Annotated in this window: 17 protein-coding genes; 8 read left to right on the forward strand and 9 right to left on the reverse strand. The window is 63.9% G+C overall.

The genetic code is table 11. The annotated features are described in order from the left end of the window. Together AOQ71_RS16050 and pncB are read left to right on the forward strand one after the other, a co-directional pair. The coding region (locus AOQ71_RS16050) for a LysR substrate-binding domain-containing protein (protein ID WP_245316895.1) at nucleotides 1–799 on the forward strand (799 nt) is incomplete at its 5' end. A gap of 94 nt (nucleotides 800–893) precedes the next feature. Next, on the forward strand, nucleotides 894–2,198 hold the full coding sequence (gene pncB, locus AOQ71_RS16055; RefSeq protein ID WP_057747681.1) for a nicotinate phosphoribosyltransferase: 1,305 nt from the start codon (nucleotides 894–896) through the stop codon (nucleotides 2,196–2,198). 102 nt (nucleotides 2,199–2,300) lie between these two features. Here pncB and AOQ71_RS43285 read toward each other — a convergent pair whose 3' ends face one another. After that, complete coding sequence (locus tag AOQ71_RS43285; RefSeq protein WP_162268364.1) at nucleotides 2,301–2,921, reverse strand: TetR/AcrR family transcriptional regulator; 621 nt, start codon at nucleotides 2,919–2,921, stop codon at nucleotides 2,301–2,303. A gap of 51 nt (nucleotides 2,922–2,972) precedes the next feature. Here AOQ71_RS43285 and AOQ71_RS45955 point away from each other — a divergent pair, with 51 nt between their 5' ends. Then, complete coding sequence (locus AOQ71_RS45955; protein ID WP_162268365.1) at nucleotides 2,973–3,233, forward strand: hypothetical protein; 261 nt, start codon at nucleotides 2,973–2,975, stop codon at nucleotides 3,231–3,233. A 358-nt stretch (nucleotides 3,234–3,591) separates the two neighbouring features. Next, nucleotides 3,592–6,996: an acyl-[ACP]--phospholipid O-acyltransferase gene (locus AOQ71_RS16065; protein WP_057747683.1), complete on the forward strand. Its 3,405-nt coding sequence runs from the start codon at nucleotides 3,592–3,594 to the stop codon at nucleotides 6,994–6,996. Nucleotides 6,997–7,050: 54 nt separating this feature from the next. Here AOQ71_RS16065 and AOQ71_RS16070 read toward each other — a convergent pair whose 3' ends face one another. From AOQ71_RS16070 to tcuA, 4 genes are all read right to left on the reverse strand, one after another. Further along, nucleotides 7,051–7,617, reverse strand: coding sequence for a disulfide bond formation protein B (locus tag AOQ71_RS16070; RefSeq protein ID WP_057747686.1), 567 nt, complete (start codon nucleotides 7,615–7,617; stop codon nucleotides 7,051–7,053). 10 nt (nucleotides 7,618–7,627) lie between these two features. Continuing rightward, complete coding sequence (locus AOQ71_RS46315) at nucleotides 7,628–7,786, reverse strand: DUF5993 family protein (protein ID WP_167353979.1); 159 nt, start codon at nucleotides 7,784–7,786, stop codon at nucleotides 7,628–7,630. 71 nt (nucleotides 7,787–7,857) lie between these two features. Beyond that, the gene (gene tcuB, locus AOQ71_RS16080) at nucleotides 7,858–8,964 is read right to left on the reverse strand and encodes a tricarballylate utilization 4Fe-4S protein TcuB (protein ID WP_057747691.1); all 1,107 of its coding nucleotides are present in this window, start codon (nucleotides 8,962–8,964) and stop codon (nucleotides 7,858–7,860) included. Beyond that, nucleotides 8,951–10,342: an FAD-dependent tricarballylate dehydrogenase TcuA gene (gene tcuA / locus AOQ71_RS16085; RefSeq protein WP_057747694.1), complete on the reverse strand. Its 1,392-nt coding sequence runs from the start codon at nucleotides 10,340–10,342 to the stop codon at nucleotides 8,951–8,953. The genes tcuB and tcuA overlap by 14 nt, the downstream gene beginning before the upstream one ends. Nucleotides 10,343–10,498: 156 nt before the next feature. Here tcuA and AOQ71_RS16090 point away from each other — a divergent pair, with 156 nt between their 5' ends. From AOQ71_RS16090 to AOQ71_RS46655, 4 genes are all read left to right on the forward strand, one after another. After that, on the forward strand, nucleotides 10,499–11,194 hold the full coding sequence (locus tag AOQ71_RS16090; RefSeq protein WP_057748051.1) for a GntR family transcriptional regulator: 696 nt from the start codon (nucleotides 10,499–10,501) through the stop codon (nucleotides 11,192–11,194). Between the two features lie 210 nt (nucleotides 11,195–11,404). Next, on the forward strand, nucleotides 11,405–12,598 hold the full coding sequence (locus tag AOQ71_RS16095) for an L-dopachrome tautomerase-related protein (protein WP_057747697.1): 1,194 nt from the start codon (nucleotides 11,405–11,407) through the stop codon (nucleotides 12,596–12,598). Between the two features lie 64 nt (nucleotides 12,599–12,662). Beyond that, entirely contained in the window at nucleotides 12,663–13,772 is a 1,110-nt protein-coding gene (locus AOQ71_RS16100) for a two pore domain potassium channel family protein (RefSeq protein WP_245316912.1), read from the forward strand. Beyond that, nucleotides 13,759–14,235 (forward strand): hypothetical protein, encoded by a 477-nt coding sequence (locus tag AOQ71_RS46655; RefSeq protein ID WP_205668230.1) that lies wholly within the window; start codon nucleotides 13,759–13,761, stop codon nucleotides 14,233–14,235. The genes AOQ71_RS16100 and AOQ71_RS46655 overlap by 14 nt, the downstream gene beginning before the upstream one ends. Nucleotides 14,236–14,431: 196 nt before the next feature. Here AOQ71_RS46655 and ybaK read toward each other — a convergent pair whose 3' ends face one another. The 4 genes from ybaK to AOQ71_RS16125 form a co-directional block, all read right to left on the reverse strand. Then, nucleotides 14,432–14,905 carry a Cys-tRNA(Pro) deacylase gene (gene ybaK, locus AOQ71_RS16110; protein ID WP_057747706.1) on the reverse strand — a complete coding sequence of 158 codons (474 nt, stop codon included), beginning with the start codon at nucleotides 14,903–14,905 and terminating at the stop codon, nucleotides 14,432–14,434. Nucleotides 14,906–15,065: 160 nt separating this feature from the next. Continuing rightward, a complete protein-coding gene (gene fdhF, locus AOQ71_RS16115; protein ID WP_057747710.1) occupies nucleotides 15,066–17,834 on the reverse strand; it encodes a formate dehydrogenase subunit alpha in 2,769 nt (922 codons plus the stop codon). Then, the gene (locus AOQ71_RS16120) at nucleotides 17,831–19,540 is read right to left on the reverse strand and encodes an NADH-ubiquinone oxidoreductase-F iron-sulfur binding region domain-containing protein (RefSeq protein WP_057747713.1); all 1,710 of its coding nucleotides are present in this window, start codon (nucleotides 19,538–19,540) and stop codon (nucleotides 17,831–17,833) included. Before AOQ71_RS16120 ends, fdhF begins: the two co-directional genes overlap by 4 nt. Nucleotides 19,541–19,788: 248 nt before the next feature. Further along, a complete protein-coding gene (locus tag AOQ71_RS16125; protein WP_057747716.1) occupies nucleotides 19,789–20,064 on the reverse strand; it encodes a hypothetical protein in 276 nt (91 codons plus the stop codon). Nucleotides 20,065–20,073 lie beyond the last annotated feature (9 nt).

Here is a 20,073-nt window from a genome sequence, read left to right on the forward strand (position 1 = left end):
CAGCCACAACCTCAACAAGCTGCGACGGATCGTCGGCGATCCGCTGTTCGCGAAATCCGGCCGCGGCATCGTCGCGACCGCCCATGCCCAGGCACTGGCGGCCAAGGCCCGCGCGCTGATCGACGAGATGCGCAGCTTCGCCGGCGGCGTCACCTTCGAGCCGGGAAGCGCGCAGCTGTCGCTGACGATCGCCGCCAATGATTTCCAGCGCGACCTGCTGCTGCCGCACTTCTTCGGCCATGTTGTCGCGCAGGTGAAGGGCCTGAACCTGCGCGTGATCCCGTCGCAATCGCCCTCGCCTGCGATGCTGCGCGAAAATCGCTGCGACCTCATGATCACGCCACTGCCGCCCGTCGGCGTCGACATCGTGCAGAAGCGCCTGCTGAGCGATCATTACGTCTGCTACTACGATCCCAAGACGCGCGCCGCCCCATCGGGACGAGGCGCCTATCTCGCGGCGCGCCACGTCACCGTGGTCTATACCGACAATGAGCGGCTCGACTTCGACCGCCGGCTCGCGGCGAACGGCTTCCACCGCGACATCGCGATTTCGGTGCCGAGCTTTTCCGGCGTGCCCGCGTTCCTGCGTGGCTCGCAAATGCTCGCGAGCATGCCGAGCCTGCTGGCGCCCGGCGTCATGCGCGGCTTCGCGCACGTGCAGATTCCGCTGGCCTCACGCACGCGCACGCTGGCCGAGCTGCCGATGTTCATGGTCTGGCACCAGCGCTACCAGAAGGACCCGGCCCACCGCTGGATCAGGACACAACTGGAACACGTAGCGGCGACGGCAGCCGCCTGAATCGGTCGTTGCCCGCCGGCTGTTGACGCCGGCCGTGGCCTGCCCCTCGTCAAACCCACTGGTTGCGCGCGAGCGGCCACGCTAGAATTCGGCCATGACAGTGACCGACATTGCGAGCCGAACCTACAATCACAGCTGGCGGCTGGACCCCATCATCCGCAGCCTGCTGGATACCGACTTTTATAAACTGTTGATGTTGCAGATGATTCGGGAGGATTACCCGGATCAGCAAGTCACCTTCTCAGTCATCAACCGTTCGCGCCATGTGCGTCTGGCCGAAATCATCGACGAGGCCGAGCTGCGCGCCCAGCTCGACCATGCCCGCACCATCCGCTTCACCAAGAAGGAGCTGATCTGGCTTGCCGGTAACACCTTCTACGGCAAGACCCACATGTTCTCGGCGGACTTCATCCGCTGGCTCGCCGAATTCCGCCTTCCCGACTACGAGCTGCGCAAGGTCGAGGGCCAGTACGAGTTGCACTTCCACGGACCATGGACCCACACCTCGATGTGGGAGATTCCGGCGCTCGCCATCCTCAACGAATTGCGCTCGCGCGCGGCATGCAAGGGCCGCGGCCGGTTCGAGCTCGATGTGCTCTATGCCCGCGCCAAGGCCAAGCTGTGGACCAAGGTCGAGCGGCTGCGCAAGCTGGAGAATTTGCGGCTGTCCGATTTCGGCACCCGCCGCCGCCACGGCTTTCTCTGGCAGCGCTGGTGCGTGGAGGCGGTGAAGGAAGGGCTGGGCCCGTCCTTCATCGGGACGTCCAACGTGCTGCTGGCGATGGACAACGATCTCGAAGCGATCGGCACCAACGCGCACGAGCTGCCGATGGTCGCGGCCGCGCTCGCCAAGGACGACGAGGAATTGCGCTGGGCGCCCTATCGCATCCTCGATCAATGGCGCCAGACCTATGGCGGCAACCTCTTGATCGCCCTGCCGGACGCGTTCGGCACCAAGGCATTCCTGCGCGATGCGCCGGAATGGGTGGCCGACTGGACCGGCTTCCGCCCCGACAGCGCGCCGCCGATCCAGGCCGGTGAAGAGATCATCGCCTGGTGGCAGAAGAAGGGCCGCAACCCCAAGGACAAGCTGCTGGTGTTCTCGGATGCGATGGACGTCGGCTCGATCGAGGAGACCTATCATCACTTCGCCGGTCGCGTGCGGCTCTCCTTCGGCTGGGGCACCAACCTGACCAACGACTTTGTCGGCTGTGCGCCGGACGGCTCGTTCAATCTCGATCCGATCTCGCTGGTCTGCAAGGTGTCGTCGGTCGACGGACGCCCGGCCGTCAAGCTCTCCGACAATCCGGAGAAGGCGACCGGAATGCCCTCCGAGATCGAGCGCTATTTGCGCGTGTTCGGCGATGCCGGGCGCGTGCGCCAGCCGGTGCTGGTCTAGTCTAGAGCATGATCCGGAAAAGTGTGAAGCGGTTTTCCGAAACGATCATGCTCAAACAAAGAGCTAAAGCGCGATGACGATTCAACCCAATCTCATCGCGCTTTAGCGCGCCGGCAATATCCCGAGACCCAGAAGATGCGCGTCGAGGAACTGCGTGACCTGCTGGCGCAGCATCTGCGGGGGCACCGCGACCATGCGCTCTTCGAGGCCGAGCGAAATGATGCCGTGGACCGCGGAAAACAGCGTGCGTGACAACAGCGCGATCTTCACGTCATCCGCGTCAGGCAGCACCCGCACCAGGGGCGGATGCATCAGCGCGAAGGCGTCCATCACCATCTGGAGGATGTCGTCGGGATACGGGCGGTCGTCCTCCATCCGATGCTCGAACAGCGAGCGCAGCAGATTGGCGTTCTCGGTGAAGAAATCGAGATAGGTCTCGGCCAATCCATAGAGCTGGCGAACCGGATCCTCAGCCGGGACTGCGCCAAGCCGCGCTGTGAGCGCCTGAACCGTCTCCCTGTTGACGGTCAGGATCACCCCGTCGAAGTCGTCGAACTCGTTATAGACGCTGCCGACGGAGCAGCCGACGGCGTCCGCGACGTCCCGAACCTTCAACGATCTCAATCCCTTAGAGGCGATAATCCCGCGCGCGATCTCGAGGATCTGGAGCCGCCTGCGCAATTTTTTTTGATCTCGGACCGATTCTTCTTGAACATTGTTCATTTTCAAGCTACTCACGTGAACATTGTTCAAATTAACCGGGAGACCTGCAAAATGCAAACCCTCGCTGTTGATCTCGCCTCGACCTTCATCGATGACGCCGCGGCTCTCGTCAGCGGCTTTGGCCGCGCTGTCCTGCGGCTCGCGATGGCCCCGATCGATCGGATTGCCAATGCCTGCGACATTGCCGGTGTGCTCGCCGAGCGCCGCGCCAATTTTCGGATGTGGCGGACCAGCCGCGCCCGCCACGAGGGTCGCCGTGTCGGCCTGCTTGGCCGCCTCAACCCGTTTCGCCATCTCGCTCACCTCACCTAGAGGACAAGCCGATGCGCATGCAGGTCCACTCGAATGCGAACGCCGGTCGCAACGAAGGACTCACCATGTCGCGATATTGCCGGCCGCCCGGCGAAAGTCAGGCATGCCGTTCAGCTTTTGCTATCGGCCCCGGCGATATCCGCATAATCGCGGCATTTCCGCCCGAAGCTGGGTCCGCGACCGGATATTTTGCGAACCTAACGAGACAAGCTGGAGACCAACAGGATCGGAGGGACGGCAGGGGACATGGCAGGCCGGCAAGCATCGTCGCCTGCAATCGCTCCCCACCCCCTTCCGGTCGTGACGTTGAACCCGCAACGTAACAATCTCAGGCTGCCTTTCCACAACAGGACTCGTCATGATCAGGGAATTGATGTCGTCTCGCCGCTTTGCGCCGCTGTTCTGGGCGCAATTTTTCTCGGCGCTCAATGACAACGTGCTCAAGAACGCACTCGTCATCATCCTGCTTTACAGCGCCGCGACAGGCCACGGCGATGCGCTTGTGACGGTGGCCGGCGCCGTCTTCATCTTCCCCTATTTCATCCTGTCCGGGCTCGGCGGCCAGCTTGCCGACAAATACGTCAAATCGGTCGTGGCAAGGCGGTTGAAGTTTGCCGAGATCTTCGCAGCAGCCTTCGCCGCTGCCGGCTTCTTCATGCACTCGGTGCCGCTGCTGTTCACCGCGCTGGCACTGTTCGGCATCATCGCCGCGCTGTTCGGCCCGGTGAAATACGCCATGCTGCCGGACCAGCTCGAGCTCGGCGAGCTCGCCACCGGCAACGCGCTGGTCGAGGGCGCGACCTTCATGGCGATCCTGCTCGGCACCGTCGCCGGCGGCCAGTTCGTCGCGGGCTCCGCCCATATGGGCTGGGTCGCATCGGCCGTGGTCGTGCTCGCCCTGCTGTCCTGGGCCTTTGCCTCCCGCATTCCGCAGACGACGCCCTCCGCGCCCGATCTGCCCGTCGATGCCAATCCCTGGACCTCGACACTCGGTCTGCTCAGGACGCTGCACGCTGACCACCGGCTGTGGGACGGCACCGTCATCGTCTCCTGGTTCTGGCTGGTCGGCGCCATCGTGCTGTCGCTGTTGCCGGCGCTGGTGAAGGATGTCGTCGGCGGCAGCGAGGGCGTGGTGACGCTGTGCCTGGCCATCTTCGCGATCGGCATTGCCGTCGGCTCGCTGTTCGCGGCGAGCCTGAGCCATGTTCGCCCGAACCTCGCGCTGGTGCCGATCGGCGCCATCATCATGGGCTGCGCCGGCCTTGACCTCGCCTTGGCCATCGCGGTGACCAGCAAGGGCCAGGACATCGCTGCGGTCGATTTCGCAACCTCCTTCGCCGGCCTGCGCATGTTGGCAGACTTCGTCGCCTTCGCCTTCGGCGGCGGCCTGTTCGTGGTGCCGTCATTCGCCGCCGTGCAGGCCTGGTCCGCGCCGAACGAGCGTGCCCGCATCATCGCCGCCGGCAACGTGCTGCAGGCCGCCTTCATGGTGGTGGGCTCGCTGTTCGTCGCGCTGCTGCAGGCGGGCGGCTTGCATGTCGGCTGGATCTTCTTCGGGCTCGGCGTCGCCAGTTTCGGTGCGGTCTGGTTCGTGCTCACGAAGTGGGGCAAGGAAGGCGTCCGCGATTTCGGCGGACTATTATTCCGCGCCCTGTTTCGCACCGAGGTGCGCGGGCTCGAGAACCTGCCGCCGCCGGGCACGCGCATGCTGATCGCGCCCAACCATGTCAGCCTGATCGACGGTCCGCTGCTGCACGCCGTGCTGCCGATCGACGCCAGCTTCGCCGTCGACACCGGCATCTCCAAGGCCTGGTGGGCCAAACCGTTCCTGCGCGTGGTCAAGCACTACACCATGGACCCGAGCAAGCCGCTGGCCGCGCGCGACCTGATCAAGCTCGTCGCGGCCGGCGAGCCCGTCGTGATCTTCCCGGAGGGACGCATCACCGTCTCCGGCTCGCTGATGAAGGTCTATGACGGCACCGCGATGATCGCTGACAAGGCCGACGCCGTGGTCGTGCCGGTTCGCATCGAAGGCGCGCAGCGCTCCCACCTCAGCTATCTCAATAGCAGCCAGATCAAGCGCTCGTGGTTCCCGCGGGTGACGGTGACGATCCTGCCGCCGGTCAAGCTGCCGGTCGCCTCGGAGCTGAAAGGCAAGGCGCGCCGCAATGCCGCGGGTGCTGCGTTGCAGGACGTCATGATCGACGCGATGGTCAAGAACGCCATGCTCGATCACACGCTGTTCGAAGCGCTGGGCCATGCCTATCGCGACCGCGACACCGGCAAGGTCATCATCGAGGATGCGCTCGGCACCAAGCTGACCTATCGCAAGCTGATCCTCGGTGCGCAGGTTTTGAGCCGCAAGTTGGAGGCCGGTACCTCGGCCGGCGAGAATGTCGGCGTGCTGCTGCCGAACTCCGCCGGCGTCGCCGCCGTCTTCATGGCGCTGCAGAGCATCGGCCGCGTTCCGGCCATGCTCAACTTCTCGGCCGGCCCGGTCAACGTGACCGCCGCCATGAAGGCCGCGCAGGTCAACACCGTGCTGACGTCGAAGGCCTTCATCGAGAAGGGCAAGCTCGACAAGCTGATGGCCGCGATCTCCGCGGAGGCGCGCATCGTCTATCTCGAGGACATCAGAGCCTCGATCGGCACGGTCGACAAGATCAAGGGACTACTCGCAGGCACCGCGCCGCGCGTTGCCCGCCAGGCCAACGATCCGGCCGTCGTGCTGTTCACCTCGGGCTCGGAAGGCACGCCCAAGGGCGTGGTGCTGTCCCACCGCAACATCCTCGCCAACGCCGCGCAGGCGCTGGCGCGGGTCGATGCCAACGCCAATGACAAGGTGTTCAACGTGCTGCCCGTGTTCCACTCGTTTGGGCTCACAGGCGGAATGATGATGCCAATGCTGGCGGGCATTCCGATCTACATGTATCCCTCGCCGCTGCACTACCGCATCGTGCCCGAGCTGATCTACCAGACCGGCGCCACCATCCTGTTCGGCACCGATACGTTCCTCACCGGCTATGCCCGCTCGGCGCACCCTTACGACTTCCGCACCCTGCGCCTGGTGATCGCCGGCGCCGAGGCAGTGAAGGATCGCACACGCCAGGTGTTCATGGAGCGCTATGGCATCCGCATTCTCGAAGGCTATGGCGTCACCGAGACGGCGCCGGTGCTGGCGATGAACACGCCGATGGCGAACCGCCCCGGCACCGTCGGCCGCCTGTCGCCGCTGATGGAGAGCCGCCTCGATCCGGTCCCCGGCATCGAGGAAGGCGGACGCCTGTCGGTGCGCGGACCGAACGTCATGCTCGGTTACCTCAGGGCCGAAAACCCTGGTGTGCTCGAAGTGCTGCCCGAGGGCTGGCACGACACCGGCGACATCGTCGCGATCGACACAGCCGGCTTCATCACCATCAAGGGCCGCGCCAAGCGCTTTGCCAAGATCGCCGGCGAGATGGTCTCGCTGTCGGCGGTCGAGAGCATCGCGACCACGCTGTGGCCGCAGGCTGCCTCGGTTGCCGTCTCGATCCCCGACCAGCGCAAGGGGGAGCGTATCGTGCTGCTGACGACGGAGAAGAATGCCGAGCGCAGCGCGATGCAGGCCCAGGCCAAGGCGATCGGCGCCTCCGAGCTGACCGTGCCCGCGACGATCATGGTGGTCGACAAGGTGCCGCTGCTCGGCACCGGCAAGACCGACTACGTCACCGCCACGGCGATGGCCCGCGAGCAGGCCTCCGCGCCGGAGCGCGAGTTGGCGTAAGGGTCAGGATCGTCGCATCGGCGGATGCCCGGTGCGACGGCCTCCTCCACGTACTCACCTGAGCAGGAGATAGCGGACCGGGTTGTCGTCACACTGACCTGCGCCGCACTCCAGCACGGTGGAAAGGAGATTTGCGGCAACCAGCAATGCGAAGATCGCAAAGACCGCATTGGACGCGAACCCGGTCACGGGCGCATCCCCCTCTTGCTTGCCGGTCGCATCCTTCAGGACAAGGACCAACGCGACATAGCACACCACAGCTACGGCCGCGATGAGCGCCCAGGTGTAGAAGTGCAAGCCCCACAACGCCGAACCGTACCCGGGATCGCCGGGCGCCAGATGCAGCGACACCTGCCGCATCGCAATAAAGCCGGTGACGAGGCTGGCCATGAGGATCATCGCATAGTGCGACGGCCGCTCACCGAGACGCAGGTTGAACAGGAACCCCATGCCGATTGCGATGAACCCGGCTCGTTGCAGCAGGCAAAGCGGACAAGGCAATTCGCCCAGCCCAAGTTGGTAGGAGAAGGCGACCGTCAGGATTAGCGAGATCCCGAGCAATCCCGCCGCATTCAGGATCGCGCCGACCGGCGGTTTCTTGCTCGTATCAACGATGCTCATCTCGACACCGTCAGAAAGAGAATTTCAGCGGATCGGTCGCGTGATGGAAGAACCACGCGACGGTGACGACGATCGTTGCGCCCCACAGTCCGTAGCCCAGTCGCGCGTGGGAACGCCAGACGCTCGCGCAGCCGGCGAGCGCCAACAGAAATGGCACAAACATGTACATGAGCGCGGGCTCCCCAAGCGATTCGCGCATAGCGCGAATGGCTCAAGAGATACGTTAGAGCCGCGCGTCCCTCAAGAGCCGGCTTCGCTGCGCCGTTCCTGCGCGTAGCGCACCAGCGCAGCGAAGCGGTAGATGCCGTGCACGAATTTGCCGTAGGGCATGGTGATGAACAATGCGAAAACCGCGCCGAGATGCAGCGCCAGCAGTGGACCCATGGCGGCTGTCTCGCGCAAAATCAGAACCAGCATGCCGGTGAGACCCGTCAGGAACAGCATGGCGATGAAGCCGACGTCCATGCCGTAACTGTTCTCGTCGAGCAGTTCGGGGGCACGCCGAGATTTCGCGACGAGAAGCCCGATTGGGCCGGCGATGAGGCCGACGCCGCCGAGCGTGCCGAGCACGACCGGCAGATCCCACCAAGGATACGGTGCCTCCCGGCCGAGCAGATAGTGATAGAGCGTCGCCACCGAAGTCGCGGCAAAGCACAGCAGGAAGCCGTAGAACGTCAGGTGATGGAAGAGCTTGCGCCGGTCGGTCGGCTTGTCGTCCTCGTTGTAGCAACCGACGCCGCCGCCATGGAGATAGCGCAGCTCGCCGGCATCGCGGATCGCCTGGAAGATCGAGCCGCCGTCGGCATGCCCGCCGATTGGCGCGCCGATGTCGTGCCAGAACGCACGCACGCTCATCACCAGCGCGACAACGGCATAAAGAAACGCGGCGCTGAACAGCACGGCCATCGCGCTGTGTGGCATCAGCTTGTAGAACGCACCGGGCCCGGTGTGCACACCGATCAGCACGCCGCGGTCGTTGAGCGCGGCGAAACCGAGGATAAAGGCCGCCATGCTGAGCGCGGCAACGATGCTGATGACGAGGCCGTTGCGGGCGAAGGCGCCGGACAGCGCCCGCGGCCAGGCATAGGCCGCATAGGATTCGGCGCGCGCGACCGCCAGCGTCTTGGGAACGTTGACGTTGAACTCGTGCGGCGGCGAGAACTGGCAGTCGACGTAGCAGGCGCCGCAGGAATGGCAGAGGTTGGCGAGATAGTTGAGGTCGCCGTCCGAGAAGGCGCGCCGCATCTCCATGGCGGGAAACACCGCGCACAAGCCCTCGCAATAGCGGCAGGAATTGCAGACCGTCATCAGACGGTCGGCCTCATCAAGAATTCTAGTTCCGTGCATGTTTCGCCGCTTCCCGTCCTGCGATCCGCCCGAACACGCTGCCGATGGTCATGCCCATGCCGGCGGCATAGCCTTTACCCAACACGTTGCCGGCCATGATCTCGCCGGCTGCAAACATGTTCGCCGACGGCTTGCCGTCAGCCATCAACATCCGCGCCTCCTTGTTCACGCGCGTGCCAAGATAGGTAAAGGTGATGCCCGGCCGCACGGGATAGGCGAGATAGGGCGGCGTCTCGATCTTGCGCGCCCAATGCGTCTTGGGCGGCGTGACGCCTTCGGTGCGGCAGTCGTCGAGAATGGTATGATCGAAGGTACCCGGCCGCACCGCCGCGTTGAATTCGGTGATGGTCTTTTCCAGCGCCGCCGGATCGAGCCCCAGCTTGCCGGCGAGCTCAGCCACGGTTTGACCGGCGATCGGCGGGAACAGCGTGGGCATGAAGCTGCTGACCACGGTCGAATCGAAGATGATGTAGGCAATCTGGTCGGGCTGCGCCGCGACCAGCCGCCCCCAGATCGCATAGCGCTTCGGCCAGATGTCCTCGCCCTCGTCATAGAAGCGCTGGGCGTGCTTGTTGACGACGATGCCGAACACGACCGAGTCATGCCGCGTGATGATGCCGCCGTCGAACTTTGGCGCGCGGGCATCGATCGCGACCGCGTGGCACTGGGTGGGATCGCCGACCTCCTGGACACCCTTGTCGAGCAGCATCTTCAGGATCGAGCCGCGATTGTACGGCGTGCCGCGGATCAGGAAATTGTCGGCCGCCTCGCCCCAATATTGCTTCAGCCATTCGATGTTGGCCTCGAACCCGCCGGCCGCCGCGACCAGCGCGGTCGCGCGCATCTCGGTCTCGCCCTTGATCGGCCGCTTGAGGCGGGCGGCGAGAAACATGCCGTCCTCGATCACGAGGTCGGTGACCTCGGCATCGTATTCGACCTCGACGCCAAGCTGTTCGGCAGTGAGGTAAAGCGCGTTCAGCATGGCGCGGCCGCCGCCGAGAAAGAAGGAGTTGGTGCGGCCGAGGCTGAGCGTGCCGCCGAGCGAGGGCTGCCAGCGCACGCCCTGCTCCACGATCCAGTTCAGGATGTCCTTGGACTCGCGGATCATGTGACGAGCGAGCAGCTCGTCGGTCTGCCCGCCGGTGACGCGCAGCAGATCCTCCCAGAACTCCTCCTCGGTGTAGGGGCCCGTGAGAATTTCGGTGGCGGCGTCATGGGCGCAGCGCATGTTGCGGGTGTGGCGGGTGTTGCCGCCGCGATAGAATTTTGGCGCGCCTTCCAGCACCAGCACCGAGGCGCCGCCGCGGCGCGCCGAAATCGCCGCGCACAGCGCCGCATTGCCGCCGCCGATCACCAGCACATCGTATTTGCTGCCCATACGGTCCGTCCGATGCGGCTAAGTTGGAGACATTCTGCCCGCAACGGAATCCGGTCAAGCCGGCCCCGCTTGCGTACCTTTGTATACAATGATATACAGAATTCAAGCAAGCGGCATCTCTGCATGGGCAGGATGCGCGCGGCGCTTCGAGGGACCATGGCCAGACGCCCGGCAAAGTCAGGCGGATCGATCGCGCGCGACGGCGGCGTCGCGCTGGGTGAAGCCGTATTCCGCTCGCTCTGCGAGGCGCTCCAGGCCGGCAGCTACCGCGCCGGCGACCGCCTGCGCGAGGAGGAGGTCGCTCAGCGGCTGAAGGTCAGCCGCACGCCGGTGCGCGAAGCCCTTAGCCGCCTTGCGGCGCGCGGCTTCGTGGAGCCCGCCGGCGGGCGCGGGCTGATCGTGCGCAATCTCGACATCTCGGAGGTGCTCGAACTCTACGCCATGCGCGAGATCATGGAGGGCGCCGCCGCGCGCCTCGCCGCCGCGCACGCCTCGGCGCCGGAGGTCGACGCGCTCAGGGACATCGAGCAGGCTTTGGCGGAAGCATCCGAGACAGACGCCGCCGAGATGGCAAGAGAAATGGCAAGGCTCAATCGCGCCTTCCACGAAGCGGTCTGCCGAGCCGCGCGCAACCGCTATCTCGACAACGCCTCGCGCGAATTGCAGGACTGGATCTCCCTGCTCGGCCCCACGACGTTCACCGTGACAGGCCGCCCCTCAACCAGCCACGGCGAACACCTGGCCATCATCGATGCCATCGCGGCGCGCGACGGCGACAACGCCGAGCAGCTCGCGCGCGCGCATATCCGCGAGGCGCTGCGTTGCCGACTGAAGCTGCTGCAGAAGCAGTAGACGTGCATCATAAACATCTGCTTCGTGGGGTAAGCGGAAGTGGCCCCAGTTGGCCGGCAGCGACTGCTTGTGACCTTTCCCCGGTGCGAGCCGCGATGCTTAACCTAGGTTTACGCGCGACGTCTTGTGGCTCGGTTTCGCTCGGCAGCAGGAACGATGTCGAAAGGAGAAGATTGTGTCGTGAGTTTCCCCAAGTGAGAGGTCGACGCAATGCGTCCAAACTCGTTCGGCTACTGCGCGGCAGTGCTCCTGTCGATCTCCTCCACTGTCCACGCGCAAACGGCGACAGAAGACATCAAGGCCAAAGCGGAACGACTTGTCTCTCCTTTGGTCGACACTCGCGACGACCGCTTGCAAGTGGTCGCGACATTCGACCATCAGGTCACCGGTGTCACCGTGGCACCGGACGGCCGTATCTTCGTGAATTTCCCGCGCTGGACGGAGGACACGCCCGTTTCGGTGGCTGAGCTTCTGCCGGATGGGTCGACCAAGCCTTACCCCAATGGGGAGTGGAACAGCTGGCGCAACGTACGGATGTCCGAGGTCTCACCAAACGATCACTTCGTTTGCGTTCAAAGCGTCGTCGCGGACCAGCGGGGATCTCTCTGGGTCGTCGATCCGGCGGCCCCAAATACCGAGAAGACCATCAAGGGCGGGCCCAAGATCGTCGAGATAGATCTGAAATCGAACAACGTGAAACGATCTTTCCCGATTTCTCAAGAGATAGCTGGTCCGGGTAGCTATCTGAATGATATCCGCATCGCGCCCGATGGAAAATTCGCCTACCTCACCGACTCCGGCTCACCCGGCGGCCTCGTCGTCCTCGACATTGACTCAGGGCAGGCTTGGCGGGTGCTGAGCGACGATCCTTCAACCCAATTCGATGCCAGCGTCAATGTGATGACCGATGGTCAGCCGCTGCGGCGGCCCGATGGACGGCAACCGCTCTTCAATGCAGATAGCCTGGCGCTGTCCAAAGACGGCAGCACGCTGTATTGGCAAGCCCTGACCGGGAAGATCCTTTACCGAATTTCCACGTCCAGCATCCAGAATCCCGACAGGGCAAGCCGTGCGCGTCCCGAGATGGTAGCCAAGACAGAGCCGGCGGACGGGCTCTGGACGGGAGAGAATGACGAGATTTACCTCAGCTCGATCGCCAATAACGCAGTCAAGATCATCAACCCGCACGACGGCAGCATACGCCAGCTGTTGACGGATTCGCGCCTGCGCTGGCCCGATACTTTTTCGCAAGGTCCTGACGGCCACATCTATGTGACGGCATCGCATATTCAGGATTCGCCCTGGTTCCACATGGCATGGACCGACAAGAGCTTCACTTTGTTCAAGTTCATGCCGCGCGATCCCGGCGCGGTCACCTCAGGCAGCGCCTCGAAACGGAAGTAAGCGACAAGGCCTGGCGACTCAGCCGAGGAGGCCGATGGTGCATTGGTTGGAGCCCATATTGGGCATGTCGTTGATAGCCGTCGTCCTAGCTGACGTCTTCCTCACGGTGCTCTACGCGCGCGCGGGCACCGGGATCGTGAGCGACCGCCTGGCAAGGCTGGTGTGGCTGGCCATGCGCGGGATTTGCTCCAGCCGCAATAATCATCTGCTCTCGTTCTGCGGACCTCTTATCCTGGTCGCCTTGCTACTGACCTGGTCGTTTCTGCTCGCGCTCGGGGCCGCGCTGGTTGTGCACCCTCTGCTCGGGACGAGTATCACGAACAGCAACCAACAGACACCAACCGATTTTACGACCGCACTATATGTGGCCGGAAGCAGTCTTTCGATCGTTGGCGGGAGCAATTTTGGTCCGCAAAGCGCCGGCGCGAAGCTGCTGTTTCTTGTCAATTCGGTGATCGGAACGTCAGTCATATCGCTCACCATCACTTATCTGATGCAAATCTACGGCGCTCTCAGGAGCAGAAACTCACTATGCCTCAAAATCCACACCCTCTCTGGTGAGACCGGTGATGCTGCGGAACTGCTCGCGCATCTATTTGCGAAGAACCAGCTCAGCGCGGGTTACAACAACCTTTCCGAGATGGCGGTAGAGCTGACGGACGCGAAGGAAGCCCACCATTTTTATCCCATCCTGTTCTACTTCCGCTTCCCTGAACCGATTTACGCCGTGTCGAGGTCGTGTCTCATCGCGCTTGATGCCGTTTCACTGATCCGAAGTGCATTGCCGGACGATGCGGAATGGCTGAAAAAATCCGGTGCGGTCACGCAGGTCTGGTTGTCCGGGCTAATGCTCCTTGCGACCCTCAACGGCGTCTTCCTGCATAAAAAACCATCGGGTGAACCCGTCGGTGCGAATCAGCAACTCTGGCGGGTCCGGTATGATCATGCGCGAGAGCGACTACTGATCGCCGGAATTTGCGTCACCGACGATCTTCGCAATTCCGTCGAGTCGTACGTCGAACACAGAACAAAGTGGGATAGCCTCGTCCATCTGGTTGGCAATTCGATGGCTTACGCGCTCGCGGAAATCGATCCTGCGATGCCGAGGGCCCAAACACCTATCCTTCGCTCGGACCATCGAGGAGAGGGCGCCGTTCCGAGTGGCTCGGATTGAAGGCCGCAAACTCCCGGTCTCTTTAATTGCGTCAGGCCAGCACGTGCGCAGCGACCGCCTTCGCGACATCCCGCACATCGGTCGGTTTCATCCGCACCTGCAAGCTGCGCTACGCGATACCCTCGCCATCCGGAGATGCGATCACGACCATGTAACCGTCGAGATCCCTGATCCAGAATTCCCGATGCCCCGCGTTCGGGTTGACGTGGACGTCGCGGACGACGTGGGCTTCAAGGTCCCGGGCCCGAAGGACCACTTCGTCGAAATCATCGACTTCGAACCAGAGCAGAATTCCATTGCCGATGGGCTTGTCGATGTCGCCAAGCGGACCATGATGGTGATCAGCATTCCAGTCGTGCAGTTGCAAGATCAGCCCGTCACTCCCCCACTTGCTCGTGTGGTGCCGTGGGTCCCAAAGCCGCTCATATTCGGTTCCGCCATGCCCGCCGACGCAGCCGAGTAGCTTTTGATACCATCGGCTGGAAGCTGGAACATCGCGACAAAGGACGAGCGGCTGAGATCGCATGCGACCAAGCTAGATCGCTGGAGGATGTGATGCAACACCTTGCCGGTCGCCTTCAGTGGGGCCTCTCTCGATCCCTGGCCCATGCCGACGGGCCCCCTTGATCCGCGGCCGTCGGCGTCCAGCTCGAAAACGCTCACGCCAGCACGTCGGCCACAACTGCCTTCGCAACATCCCGCGCATCGGTCGGCCTCATCCTCACCTGCAAGCCGCGCTGGCCGCCGTTGAGATAGACGAGGTCATGCGCGAGCGCGCTTCTCTCGATCACGGTGGCGACCTGCTTGCGCTGCCCGAACGGGCTGATGCCGCCGACCTTGTAGCCGGTGACCCGCTCGGCCTCCGGCGGCTTCATCATCTGCGCCGACTTGCCGCCCGCGGCCGCTGCGAGCTTCTTCATCGAGACTTCCTGGTCGGACGGCACGATGACGCAAACCGGCTTGCCGTCCACCAGCGCCATCAGCGTCTTCAAGACGCGCGCCGGATCTTCGCCGAGCGCGGCGGCGGCCTGCAGGCCGATGCTTTCGGCATCGGGATCATAGTCGTAGGCGTGGACGGTGAAAGCGACACCGGCGGCGGTGAGCGCGCGGGTGGCCGGGGTGATCTTGGACATGGGATACGTTTGCCGCCGTCGCGGCGACGCCGGGCGCTGTTGGTGATCATGCCCTTATACAGGTGTTTTGCCCGACGCCACAAGCACTTTTCGGTAACACCGAAAATAGCTCAAGCCTTTCAACCCCCGTCCTACTGTGCATGGGGTTGTTTTCGCCGCCCTACTCCGCCGCGTCCCGCATCTCCGCGCGCTCGGCCCTCGCCGCGCAGAACTTGAACTCCGGGATCTTGCCGAACGGATCGAGCGCCGGATTGGTGAGCAGGTTCGCCGCCGCTTCCGCGTAGCAGAACGGCATGAACACCATGTTCTCGGGCACGTCGCGGTCCGACCGCACCTTGACTTCGACCGCGCCGCGGCGGGTCTCGAGGCGGATGAAATCGCCGGGCACGAGCTTCTTCTTGCGCATGTCCTTCGGCGACATGAACGCCACCGCCTCGGGCTCGATCTGGTCGAGCACCTGGGCGCGGCGGGTCATCGAGCCGGTGTGCCAGTGTTCGAGCACACGGCCGGTCGAGAGCACCATGGGATATTCGTCGTCCGGCAGTTCGTCCGGCGGGATGACCTTGGCCGGCACGATCTTGCCGCGGCCGCTCGCGGTCGGGAAGCCCGTGGTGAAGATGATCTCGTTGCCGGGCTTGTCGGGAGCATCGGCCGGATAGGTAACGGCGCCTTCGCGCACCAGCCGCTCCCAGCTGATGTTCTTCAGCGACGGCATCAGCTCCGCCATCTCGGTGTAGACCTCGCCCGGGCCGGCATAATTCCACGGCAGACCCATGCGCTTGCCGATCTCCTGGATGATCCAGAGATCCTGCCGCGCATCGCCCGGCGGCTTGATGACCTGACGCGCGAGCTGGACGCGGCGATCGGTGTTGGTGAAGGAGCCGTCCTTCTCGGCAAACGCCGAGGCCGGCAGGATGACGTCCGCGTGGAACGCGGTCTCGGTGACGAAGAGATCCTGCACAACGAGATGATCGAGCATCGCGAGCGCCTGGCGTGCGTGCTGCAGATCCGGATCGGACATCGCCGGATTCTCGCCCTCGATATACATGCCCTTGATCTCGCCGGCATGGATCGCGTTCATGATCTCGACCACGGTCAGGCCGCGGACGGGATCGAGATCCTGCTGCCACAGCTTTTCGAAGCTGCCGCGCAGATCGTCGCGACCGACCGGCTGGTAGTCCGGCAGGAACATCGGGATCAGGCCGGCGTCGGAGGCGCCCTGCACGTTGTTCTGGCCGCGCAGCGGATGCAGGCCGGTGCCGGGCCGGCCGACCTGGCCGGTGATCAGCGCCAGCGCGATCAGGCAGCGCGCATTGTCGGTGCCGTGGACGTGCTGGCTGATGCCCATGCCCCAGAAGATGATCGACGATTTGGCGCGCGCGTAGGTTCGCGCCACCTCGCGCAGCGTCTGCGCCGGGATGCCGCAGATCGGCTCCATCTTCTCCGGCGTGAACTCCTTGATCTTCTCCTTGAGGTCCTCGAAGCCCTCGGTGTAGCCGGCGATGTACTGGTCGTCGGTCAGGCCTTCGGTGATGATCGTGTTGATCATCGCGTTCAGCATGGCGACGTCGGAGCCGGGCTTGAACTGCAGATGCTTGGTGGCGTGACGCGACAGCGACTGCCGGCGCGGATCCATCACGAACAGTTTTGCGCCGTTCTGCTTGACCGCGTTCTTGATGAAGGTCGCGGCCACCGGATGGTTGACGGTCGGATTGGCGCCGATCACCCAGATCACTTCCGCGTCCATCGCCGCCGAGAACGGCGCCGACACCGCGCCGGAGCTCAGGCCTTCGAACAGCGCGGCGACCGACGAAGCGTGACACAGACGGGTGCAGTGATCGACGTTGTTCGAGCCGAAGCCGGTGCGGACCAGCTTCTGGAACAGATAGGCCTCCTCGTTCGAGCCCTTGGCCGAGCCGAAGCCGGCGAGCGCCTTCGCGCCCTTTTCGTCGCGGATCTTGACGAGGCCCTTGGCGGCGATGTCGAGCGCCTCGTCCCAGCTTGCCTCGCGGAAATGCGTGAACGGATTGGCCGGGTCGACCTGGTCGTTGGCATCCTTCTTCGCATTCGGCAGCCGCACCAGCGGCTTGGTCAGACGATGCGGATGGTGGATGTAGTCGAAGCCGAAGCGACCCTTGACGCAGAGACGGTTATGATTGGCGGGGCCATCGCGGCCCTCGGCATAAATCACCTTCTCGTCCTTGACCTCGTAGGTGACCTGGCAGCCGACGCCGCAGAACGGGCAGAGCGAATCCACCTTCCTGTCGGCGTAAGTCACGCGGGTCTGCTTGTCGTCGAGCATGACGGCCGGCATCAGCGCGCCGGTCGGACAGGCCTGCACGCATTCGCCACAAGCAACGCAGGTCGACTCGCCCATGGGGTCGTCGAAGTCGAACACGATCTTGGAACTATGGTTGCGATAGGCCATGCCGATGACGTCATTGACCTGGACCTCGCGGCAAGCCCGCACGCAGAGGCCGCACTGGATGCAGGCATCGAGATTGACCCGCATCGCCGGATGGCTGGCATCGGTCTCCCAGCGCTCGGCAGCCGGGAAGCGGCTCTCGGTGACGCCCGTGGTCTCGGCCCAGTGCCAGAATTTCGAATCCGGATCGTGGCTGGTCTGGCGCGCCGGCTGATCGGCGACAAGCAGCTCCATCACCATTTTCTGCGCGGCGGTCGCGCGCGCGGATTCGGTCTTCACCTTCATGCCGACCGACGGCGTGCGCTTGCACGAAGCCGCCAGCACCCGCTCGCCCTCGATCTCGACCATGCAGGCGCGGCAATTGCCGTCGGGGCGATAGTCTGGCGCGGGCGAATAGCACAAATGCGGGATGTCGCGGCCCTGGCGTTTGGCGACCTGCCAGATTGTCTCGCCGGGCCTGGCCTCGACCTGCTTGCCGTCGAGCTCGAACGTAATCTTGGTCATTCGGCCGCTTCCTTGAACTCGTCAGGGAAATATTTGATCACGGAGGACAGCGGATTCGATGCCGCCTGGCCAAGCCCGCAGATCGAGGCATCGCGCATCGCCTGGCTCAATTCTTCCAGCAATGCGCGGTTCCAGACTGGCTTCTGCATCAGCAGCGCCGCCTTCTGGGTTCCGACGCGGCACGGCGTGCACTGGCCGCAGCTCTCGTCCTCGAAAAATTTCATCAGGTTCAGTGCGGCTGCGCGCACGCTGTCCTTTTGCGACAGGATCACGATCGCGGCCGAACCGATGAAGCAGCCGTATTTTTCCAGCGTGCCGAAATCGAGCGGGATGTCGTCCATCGACGCCGGCAGGATGCCGCCGGACGCGCCGCCCGGAAGGTAGGCGTAGAACTGGTGGCCATCGGCCATGCCGCCGCAATATTCGTCGATCAGCTCGCGCACGGTGATGCCCGCAGGCGCAAGCTTCATGCCCGGATTCTTGACGCGCCCCGAGACCGAGAAGCTGCGCAAGCCATGACGCTCATGGCGGCCATGGCCCTTCCACCAGTCAGCGCCCTTCTCGACGATGTCGCGCACCCACCACAGCGTCTCGATGTTGTTGATCAACGTCGGCAGCCCGAACAGGCCGACCTGGAACGGATAAGGCGGCTTGTGGCGGGGCAGCCCGCGCTTGCCCTCGATGCTTTCGAGCAGCGAAGACTCTTCGCCGCAGATGTAAGCGCCGGCGCCGCGGCGCATGTGCAATGTCGGGCCGCCCGCAGGCAACTTCGCGATCTCGCGCGTCAGGATCTCGCGCGAGGCCGGATATTCGTCGCGCAGATAGATGTAGACGTCGGAGGCCTGCACCACATGCGCGCCGATCATCATGCCCTCGATGAAGCGATGCGGATCGGTTTCGAGATAATAGCGGTCCTTGAACGTGCCGGGCTCGCCCTCGTCGCCATTGATCGCCATCAGCCGCGGACCGGGCTCGCCCAGCACAGCACGCCATTTGCGTCCCGTCGGGAAGCCCGCGCCGCCGAGGCCGCGCAGCGACGCATCGTCGAGCGACTTCAAGAGATCGTCCTTCGCCATCTCGCCCGAGCGCAAGCGGCCCAGCAGCTTGTAGCCGCCGCCGGCAACATAAGCGTCGTAATCGATATAATCAGGCAGATGCGCGTGAGTATCACCGACCTTCGCCGCAGCCATCACATTGGCAACGGTCGCGTGATCGACGAAGTTGTGTCCGACTTCCGCGGCAGGTGCGGTATCGCAGCGGCCGACGCAGGGCGCGCGCACCACGCGGATGCCGGGCCCCGAGGCTTCTTGCAAATCCGCGAGCAGCTTCTCTCCCCCGAGCATCGCGCAGGTCAGCGAATCGCAGACGCGGATCGTCAGTGGGGCAATATCAGGCTCGCCTTCCTTCACCACGTCGAAATGCGCGTAGAAGGTCGCGGTCTCGAACACTTCGGCGAAAGCGAGCTTCATCTCGTCGGCGAGCGCGGCGAGATGCGCAGCCGAGATCTGGCGATATGTGTCCTGGATCAGGTGCAGATATTCGATCAGGAGATCGCGCCGCCGCGGGCGATCGCCGAGCAATTGCTCAATCTCATGCGCGGCGGTCGGGTCGACCTGACGCCCCTTTGGCGTCGCCTTGGCGCGCCGGCGCCCCTCGCCCGGATGCTCGAATTCCCTGACCTTGTGAACGTCGTCGTTGCTGCTCATGGAAACGTCGCGTTCTCCTCAAAAGCGCGATGATCTCCGGGCGGGATGACCATCGCGATCCGCCCTGATCTTCTAGGCACGATCATCCGGGAACCGCGTCTCCGCGGCACAGTGGATCGAACCCGATCGAACCGACTCTAGTCTCTGGTATGCCAGATGCAAGAGAGAATTTAGAAAGATTCTATAATGCCTTACGGGGAGGCACCGCTCTGCGTACCCTCCGCGCAACCGCAACGTGGAACCCTGGCTTAGGTCCTGTCCATGCAGTCCTGGATATAGAACCAGCGGTCGTCGCCGATCAGCCCCTTGGCCTTCACCTCGGCGCGACACGCCTTCAGCTTCGGCTTGTTGGCGGCCCACTTCGCCTTCATGTCTTTCAGCTTCTGCATGGTGAGCTTGATCTTGCCCGATGGCTTGGCGTCGGTCGTTGCGGCAGGTGCAGGCGCCGTCGCGGTCTGCGCGGACGCGGTGTGAAGGCTTGCTGCCAGCATCATGGCGGCAAGGCAGATACGGGTGCGAAGCATGAAATCCCC

It is taken from the genome of Bradyrhizobium manausense (assembly GCF_001440035.1).
Taxonomy (GTDB): Bacteria; Pseudomonadota; Alphaproteobacteria; order Rhizobiales; family Xanthobacteraceae; genus Bradyrhizobium; species Bradyrhizobium manausense.

Bases quoted from the DNA above. Each gene is read 5' to 3' on its own strand.
- AOQ71_RS43285 (WP_162268364.1), bottom strand. From the start codon at position 2,921: ATGAACAATGTTCAAGAAGAATCGGTCCGAGATCAAAAAAAATTGCGC.
- AOQ71_RS16120 (WP_057747713.1), bottom strand. From the start codon at position 19,540: ATGAGCAGCAACGACGACGTTCACAAGGTCAGGGAATTCGAGCATCCG.
- AOQ71_RS16070 (WP_057747686.1), bottom strand. From the start codon at position 7,617: ATGAGCATCGTTGATACGAGCAAGAAACCGCCGGTCGGCGCGATCCTG.
- tcuB (WP_057747691.1), bottom strand. From the start codon at position 8,964: ATGCACGGAACTAGAATTCTTGATGAGGCCGACCGTCTGATGACGGTC.
- tcuA (WP_057747694.1), bottom strand. From the start codon at position 10,342: ATGGGCAGCAAATACGATGTGCTGGTGATCGGCGGCGGCAATGCGGCG.
- AOQ71_RS45955 (WP_162268365.1), top strand. From the start codon at position 2,973: ATGCAAACCCTCGCTGTTGATCTCGCCTCGACCTTCATCGATGACGCC.
- ybaK (WP_057747706.1), bottom strand. From the start codon at position 14,905: ATGTCCAAGATCACCCCGGCCACCCGCGCGCTCACCGCCGCCGGTGTC.
- AOQ71_RS16065 (WP_057747683.1), top strand. From the start codon at position 3,592: ATGATCAGGGAATTGATGTCGTCTCGCCGCTTTGCGCCGCTGTTCTGG.
- fdhF (WP_057747710.1), bottom strand. From the start codon at position 17,834: ATGACCAAGATTACGTTCGAGCTCGACGGCAAGCAGGTCGAGGCCAGG.
- AOQ71_RS46315 (WP_167353979.1), bottom strand. From the start codon at position 7,786: ATGTACATGTTTGTGCCATTTCTGTTGGCGCTCGCCGGCTGCGCGAGC.
- AOQ71_RS16125 (WP_057747716.1), bottom strand. From the start codon at position 20,064: ATGCTTCGCACCCGTATCTGCCTTGCCGCCATGATGCTGGCAGCAAGC.
- AOQ71_RS16100 (WP_245316912.1), top strand. From the start codon at position 12,663: ATGTCGTTGATAGCCGTCGTCCTAGCTGACGTCTTCCTCACGGTGCTC.
- AOQ71_RS16095 (WP_057747697.1), top strand. From the start codon at position 11,405: ATGCGTCCAAACTCGTTCGGCTACTGCGCGGCAGTGCTCCTGTCGATC.
- pncB (WP_057747681.1), top strand. From the start codon at position 894: ATGACAGTGACCGACATTGCGAGCCGAACCTACAATCACAGCTGGCGG.
- AOQ71_RS16090 (WP_057748051.1), top strand. From the start codon at position 10,499: ATGGCCAGACGCCCGGCAAAGTCAGGCGGATCGATCGCGCGCGACGGC.